We start from the raw sequence: 313 nt of genomic DNA, 5'->3' as shown, positions 1-313 counted from the left end.
TCGCTGCAAACTCAGCACCCGGTGCACAATCGTCTTCGATTTCAATTTGGAACCACTGCATGCATAGCGCACGTATTTTCTCACCAAGTGCTGCCACGTCTTTGCTTGCAAGCTCTGCATCACCAAGCGCAGTCACGATAGCTTTAACGCCCTGCTCTTTCAGTTGTGCCAGAGATGCATCAAGATCAGCCTCTTTAGTACCTGGGCATGGAGTCAGAATCAGAGCGCCTTGCTCAAGGTCTAGTTGCCATGTTGGATGTGTCATAGTGTTGTCCCCTTAGTGCTCAGGTTTATGCTAAGCCGACAGTACGCA

At 50.2% G+C, this 313-nt stretch carries 1 pseudogene; it reads right to left on the bottom strand.

Annotated features, from left to right (window positions below):
- Positions 1–265 (bottom strand): annotated as a pseudogene (locus A3712_RS23330) (phosphatase); the annotation flags it as partial.
- Positions 266–313: the final 48 nt, after the last annotated feature.

The sequence above is a fragment of the Vibrio sp. HI00D65 genome (genome assembly GCF_001635455.1).
In the GTDB taxonomy this organism is placed as follows: Bacteria; Pseudomonadota; Gammaproteobacteria; order Enterobacterales; family Vibrionaceae; genus Vibrio.
The sequence above is the reverse complement of the archived record's forward strand: the minus strand, read 5'-3'. Positions and strand labels throughout refer to the sequence as shown.